Annotated in this window: 6 protein-coding genes; 4 read left to right on the forward strand and 2 right to left on the reverse strand. The window is 75.9% G+C overall.

The features are described from left to right. Window positions 1-184: 184 nt before the first annotated feature. The 4 genes from ACFWPI_RS05690 to ACFWPI_RS05705 all read left to right on the forward strand — a co-directional run bounded on the left by ACFWPI_RS05690 (window position 185) and on the right by ACFWPI_RS05705 (window position 3,128). On the forward strand, window positions 185-1,153 hold the full coding sequence (locus ACFWPI_RS05690) for a DUF6528 family protein (protein ID WP_380380206.1): 969 nt from the start codon (window positions 185-187) through the stop codon (window positions 1,151-1,153). 252 nt (window positions 1,154-1,405) lie between these two features. Further along, complete coding sequence (locus ACFWPI_RS05695) at window positions 1,406-1,741, forward strand: hypothetical protein (RefSeq protein WP_063346410.1); 336 nt, start codon at window positions 1,406-1,408, stop codon at window positions 1,739-1,741. Beyond that, window positions 1,738-2,328: an acyl-CoA thioesterase gene (locus ACFWPI_RS05700; protein WP_380380204.1), complete on the forward strand. Its 591-nt coding sequence runs from the start codon at window positions 1,738-1,740 to the stop codon at window positions 2,326-2,328. The genes ACFWPI_RS05695 and ACFWPI_RS05700 overlap by 4 nt, the downstream gene beginning before the upstream one ends. A gap of 323 nt (window positions 2,329-2,651) precedes the next feature. Then, the gene (locus tag ACFWPI_RS05705; RefSeq protein ID WP_380380203.1) at window positions 2,652-3,128 is read left to right on the forward strand and encodes a DUF2267 domain-containing protein; all 477 of its coding nucleotides are present in this window, start codon (window positions 2,652-2,654) and stop codon (window positions 3,126-3,128) included. On the opposite strand, the gene manA is transcribed toward ACFWPI_RS05705, so the two are convergent. Together manA and ACFWPI_RS05715 are read right to left on the reverse strand one after the other, a co-directional pair. Next, window positions 3,011-4,270 (reverse strand): mannose-6-phosphate isomerase, class I, encoded by a 1,260-nt coding sequence (gene manA / locus ACFWPI_RS05710; RefSeq protein ID WP_380380201.1) that lies wholly within the window; start codon window positions 4,268-4,270, stop codon window positions 3,011-3,013. The genes ACFWPI_RS05705 and manA overlap by 118 nt on opposite strands. 24 nt (window positions 4,271-4,294) lie before the next feature. Continuing rightward, window positions 4,295-5,245 (reverse strand): ROK family protein, encoded by a 951-nt coding sequence (locus ACFWPI_RS05715; RefSeq protein WP_380380199.1) that lies wholly within the window; start codon window positions 5,243-5,245, stop codon window positions 4,295-4,297. Window positions 5,246-5,366 lie beyond the last annotated feature (121 nt).

Below are 5,366 nucleotides of genomic sequence, written 5' to 3' on the forward strand. Positions count from 1 at the left end.
CCTCTCGGGCGGGGCGGGGCCGGCGGGGGCCCGCCCGGGGGCCCGCGGCGCGCCCCCGCGGCGGGGGGGCCCTCCGGCCCGCGGGGCCCCCCGCCCCCCCCCCCCCGCCCCCCGCCCCCCCCCCCCCACGGCCGTTCGGACGCTCCACCGTGCAAAGCGGCCCGGGAGCAAGCACGGTGGGGGCGTGCTGAGGAGAAGGCCGGCGGCCCTGTGCGCCCTGTGCGTCCTGCTGTTCTGCGTGCCGGCGACCGGCGCGCAGGCCAGGTCGCCCGGGTGGGCGGTCGTGGTGGTGGACCAGGAGTCCCGTAGCGTCCTGGTGCTGCAGAGCGCCGAGGAGCTGATGGCCTACCGGGGCCCGGGGCGGCTGCCGGTCGTGTGGGGCTGGAACGCCGACCGGGCGGCCGGGCTCGCGGACCTGGCGCCCGCGCGGAGCTGGACGAATCCGGACGAGGCGAAGAGCCGGGTCCGGCAGGGCCGGCGCTACCTGCTGACCACCGCCTCCGGCGGCCTGGCCGCCGTCGTGGACACCACCACCGGCGCGACGCGCTGGGCGGCGGACCTGGGCGGGGCGGCCAATCCGCACAGCATCGAGCTGCTGCCGGACGGCAACGTCGCGGTCGCGGCGAGCGGTGGCGGGTGGGTGCGGCTGTACGCGGCCTCGCAGGGGCCGCGTGCCACCGCCCACGCCGGCTACCCGCTCCCGGGCGCGCACGGCGTGCACTGGGACGGCCGGACGGGCCTGCTCTGGGTGCTCGGCGACGACGTGCTGACCGCGCTGCGGGTGGGTGGCACCCCGGCGGCGCCCACCCTGACCGCCGTCCGGTCGACGCCGCTGCCCGACCACGGCGGGCACGACCTCGCGCCGGTACTGGCCGAGCCGGGGCGGTTCTGGGTGAGCACGCTGACCGGCCTGTGGCGGTACGACCCGGCGGCCGACCGCTTCACCGCCGTGCGGCTGGACGACCCCGCAGCCGTCCGGGACGTGAAGAGCGTCGGGGACGAGCCCGGCACCGGACGGCTGCTGACCGTGGCCCCCGACCACAGCGGGCCGTGCTCCTGGTGCACCTCGGTGATCACCCTGCACCGGCCGGACGGTACGCGGACCCTGCGCGGGACGCACCTCTACAAGGCGAGGTGGTGGGGAGGCTGGTAGCAGATTTGCGACGCGCAGGTGCCGGTTTCGGGGTTCGGGTCGGCGATGCCACCCGTTCTGCCGACGGCATTCGGATGATGGGGCATATTGTGTACCCCGGCAAACTACTCCAATAGAAGTGAGTTTCCCGTCGCCGTCCGTAAACCATCCGTCCACCGTGTCGGCTGGGATAGCGTCGAAGGCGTCGGGGGGCCGACACCGATTCGGTGTATTCGAACACTAGCTACCGGGCCGTAATGGCCGGATTGAGTCATGGAGAAAAACGTGTCGAATTTGATGCCGGAAAACATGCCGGAGAAAATGCCGGACACCGTCGACGACCTGCAACTCGCGGCGGAATCGCTGGCCGCTTTCCCGGCCCGGGGCGCGGCCGGAGGCGCGGATGTCACCGAGCGTCTCGCGGCGGTCGCCGAACTCTGCCGGTCGGTTGACGCGGTGCTCGACAGCCTGGTCGTCCAGGTCGCCGCGGAAGCGGCCGAGGAGGGTTGGACGGCGGCCCGGATGGCGGCGGAACAGTCCGGTTACTACGCCAGGTTGCGCCGGGCACTGCTCCCCGCCGCGACCGGCGCCGGGCTGACGCAGCAGTGAGCGCGCTGCACCTGGGCGTGCACGTGCTGTCCTGCCCCACCCGGTGGAGCGATGTCGACGAGAACGGGCACATCAACAACGCCCGGCTGGTCGGCTACGTCCAGGAGGGGATTTACGACATGTTCTGCCACCACGAGACCGCCGTCCGGGACGCCCTGTTCCCGTCCGGATTCATTATCGCGCGACACGAGATCGATTTTCTGGAGCAGTTGTACCACCGGCCCGAGCCATTGTCGGTGCAGTTGACGGTTGAACGGATCGGGCGGAGTTCCACGCATATCGTGGTGGATGTCTGCCGTGACCCGCTCACCTTTATGCGGGCCAGGACCGTGGTGGTCGCGCGGGACCGTGAATCAGGCCGCTCGCGCAAACTCAGTTCGAACGAGCGGAGTTTTCTCGAGGCGTTTATGCCGGACGAGGTGCGGGCCCCCGCCGTGCCGGCTGTGCCCGCTGTGCCCGCTGTGCCCGCTGTGCCCACCGCACCGGCCGTGCCGGTCACGGCGCCGCCGCCGCAGCGCGTGGCGGTCCGCACGGGTGCCGCTCTGCCGCACCGCACCCGCAGACGGTGTCGGGCCTCGGCGGCCTGACACCCGGGCCCCTGGTGGCCCCGCGCCGGGCAGGGCGCGGGCCGGCGACGTGATCGACAACGGCGTCGATCCGTCCGGCCGGTCTCCCTGCCGCCGTGCCGCAGTACGCTGAGCAGCACGGGTACCGGCGAACCCCAGGCGGTCACGGACCGTGACGGCGCAGCCGGCCGGACCTCGCCGCCACCAGCCGTCCGCCACGGGCCGTCCGCCACCAGCCGTCCGCCGCATCGGGCCACGGATCGTCCGCGAGAGGGCCGGCGGCTCTCGGCCTCCGGCTTCCGGGCGGAGTGCAGCCGGTCCCCGCCGACCGGAAGGAGGACGCGATGACCATCTCCCCGGAGGACTTCCGCGCCCGCGTCGTCGACTGCGGGGAGTACCCGAGCGAGGCGGAGGCGGAGCACGCCATCCGGGTCGTGCTCGCGCTGCTCGGTGAGCACCTGGTCGGGGCCGAACGGGCCGAGCTCGCCGACGCGCTGCCCGAGGCGTACGCCCCGCTGCTGCGCGATGCCGGGCCCGCCGCCGAACCGCTGACCGCCGAGCGCTTCGTACGCGGCGTGGTCGGCTGGATCGACGGCGCGACCGAGGCGACCGGGCCGTGGGACATCGGGGCCGTGCTCGGCACCCTCGCCGACCTGGCCCCGGGGGAACTGGTCGACCGCGTGGTCGAGCAGCTCCCGGACGGCTACGACCTGCTGTTCGGCCACCCGGTGCCGGCCTGGGCCGGCGTGCCGGTGGTGGCCCGGAACAGCTCCGCACCCCGGCCGGTCAGCTCGACCGGTCCGGCGCCCGGCCGCAGGTAGACGGACGCGCCCCGGGGGAGGTCGAGGTCCGCGAAGCCGGGGGCGTGCAGTCGGGCGCGGCCCTCGGCGCACAGCAGGATCTGCGGGGTGGGCAGCTCGGCGCGGACGGCGGCCGGGCCGGGGCGCAGCCGGGAGAGTCGGAACTCCTCGGCGGGGGAGGGGAATTCGTCCTCGAACCGGTCTCCTGGGAGCGCCGTGAGGACCTGCGGTTCACCGGTGTGGAAGGACGTGACCGCCAGCAGGCCGTCGAGGTCGACGTGCTTGGGGGTGAGCCCGCAGCGCAGCACGTTGTCCGAGTTGGCCATCAACTCCACGCCCACGCCCCGGAGGTAGGCGTGCGGCACGCCGGCGTCCAGGTAGAGGGCCTGGCCCGCCGTGAGCCGGACGTGGTTGAGCAGCAGCGCGGCGACCAGACCCAGGTCGCCGGGGTACTGCGCGGCGGCGCGGGCGTAGCCGGCGCAGGCCTCGGCGAACGGGCCGCCCTCGGCCGCGAGCCGGTGCAACGCCCTGGTGATGTCGCGGAGTTGGGGGCCGGTGGGACGGTCCTCGGCCAGGACCCGGCGCAGCAGTGCGGGCAGGACCTCGGCGGCGGGGTGCGCGCGCAGGTCGTCCGCCCAGCGGGCGAGCAGCGGGACGGCGAGCGCGTCCAGCAGCCGGGCCGTCTCGGCGGCCGGGCGGAAGCCGCACAGTGCTTCGAAGTCCCCGAGGGCGCAGATGAGTTCGGGCTTGTGCCCGGGGTCCTTGAAGACCCGCTCGGGTGCGTCGAGCGGGACCCCGCGGGCCTCCTCGGCCGCGTACCCGGCCGCCGCCTGGGTCCGGGTCGGGTGGACCTGGAGGGAGAGCGCCCGGTCGGCGGCCAGCACTTTGAACAGGAACGGCAGCGCCGGGCCGAACCGCCCCACGGTGTCCGGCCCGAGCATGGCGTTCGGGTACCGCTGGATGAGTTCGTCCAGCGGCTGCGGCCCGCCGGCGCCGTCCGGAGCCAGCAGCTCGGAGGGAGCCGACGGGTGTGCGCCCATCCACAGTTCGGCCTGCGGGGCGCCGGTCGGCGCGGTGCCGGTCAGTGCGGGGATGGCGGTGGGCGAGCCCCACGCGTACGGGCGGACCGGGTTGTGGAGCAGGGCGAAGGGCGGGAGCGACATGGCGCGGCCTCCGAGGGGTTCGGGTCAGCGGCAGAGCGCGGCCGCGCCGATCAGCCCGGCATCGGTGCCGAGTTCGGCGCGGCGGACGTCGAGGCCGCGGATGTAGGACAGCGTGGCGTAGCGGTCGAGGTGGCGGGCGAGCGGTGCGAACAGGACGTCGCCGGCGGTGGCGACGCCGCCGCCGACCACCACCCGGTCGAGGTCGACCAGGGCCGCGGTGGCGGCGATCCCGGCGGCGAGGGCCTGAGCGGCGCGGTCGAAGGAGGCGAGCGCGACCGGGTCGCCCGCCTCGGCGTCGGCGGCGACGGCCCGGGCCGAGGGGTCCTCCCCGGCCGGGCGCCAGCCCTCGGCGAGGGCCCGGCGGGCGATCGCGGTGCCGCTGGCGAGGCCCTCCAGGCAGCCGCGCGAGCCGCACGGGCAGGGCTCGCCGTCCAGGTCGACGCTGATGTGGCCGAGGTGGCCGGCGTTGCCGCTGGGGCCGGGCCGGACGGCGCCGTCGAGCACCAGCCCGGCGCCGACCCCGGTCGACACCACCAGGCACAGCGCGTTGGCCGCGCCCCGGGCGGCGCCCTGCCAGTGCTCGGCGGCGGCCATCGCGACGCCGTCCCCGGCCAGGTGGACGGGCAGCCGCCGGGCGGCCACCGCCGGGTGCGAGGCGACCTCGGCGACCAGCGGGAAGTCGCGCCAGCCGGGGATGTTGACGGGGCTGACGGTGCCGGCGGCGAGGTCGACCGGGCCGGCGCTGCCGATCCCGACGGCCGTCACGGCGGTCCAGTCGGCGGTGCCGGCGAGCCGGCCCAGCACCTCGTGCACGACGGCGAGCACGGCCGCGCCCGGCTCCCGGGCCGGGGTGGGCAGTTGGAGCCGGTGCCGCAGCCGCCCGTGGCCGTCGACCAGCGCCCCGGCGATCTTGGTGCCGCCGATGTCCACGGCGGCGAACAGCGGGGTGGCGGCGGGCGGCGGGGTGAGGGTCATCGCGGCGGGCTCCAGGCGGGTTCGGGCGGGGGCGGCGCCCCCGGGGGGGCGGCCGGGGGCCCGCAACGCGTATTGGGCCTTCGGGGGGCCGCGGGGGGGGGGGCGGGGGCCCCCAACGGCG

The sequence above is a fragment of the Kitasatospora sp. NPDC058492 genome, from assembly GCF_042720685.1.
GTDB lineage: Bacteria > Actinomycetota > Actinomycetes > Streptomycetales > Streptomycetaceae > Kitasatospora.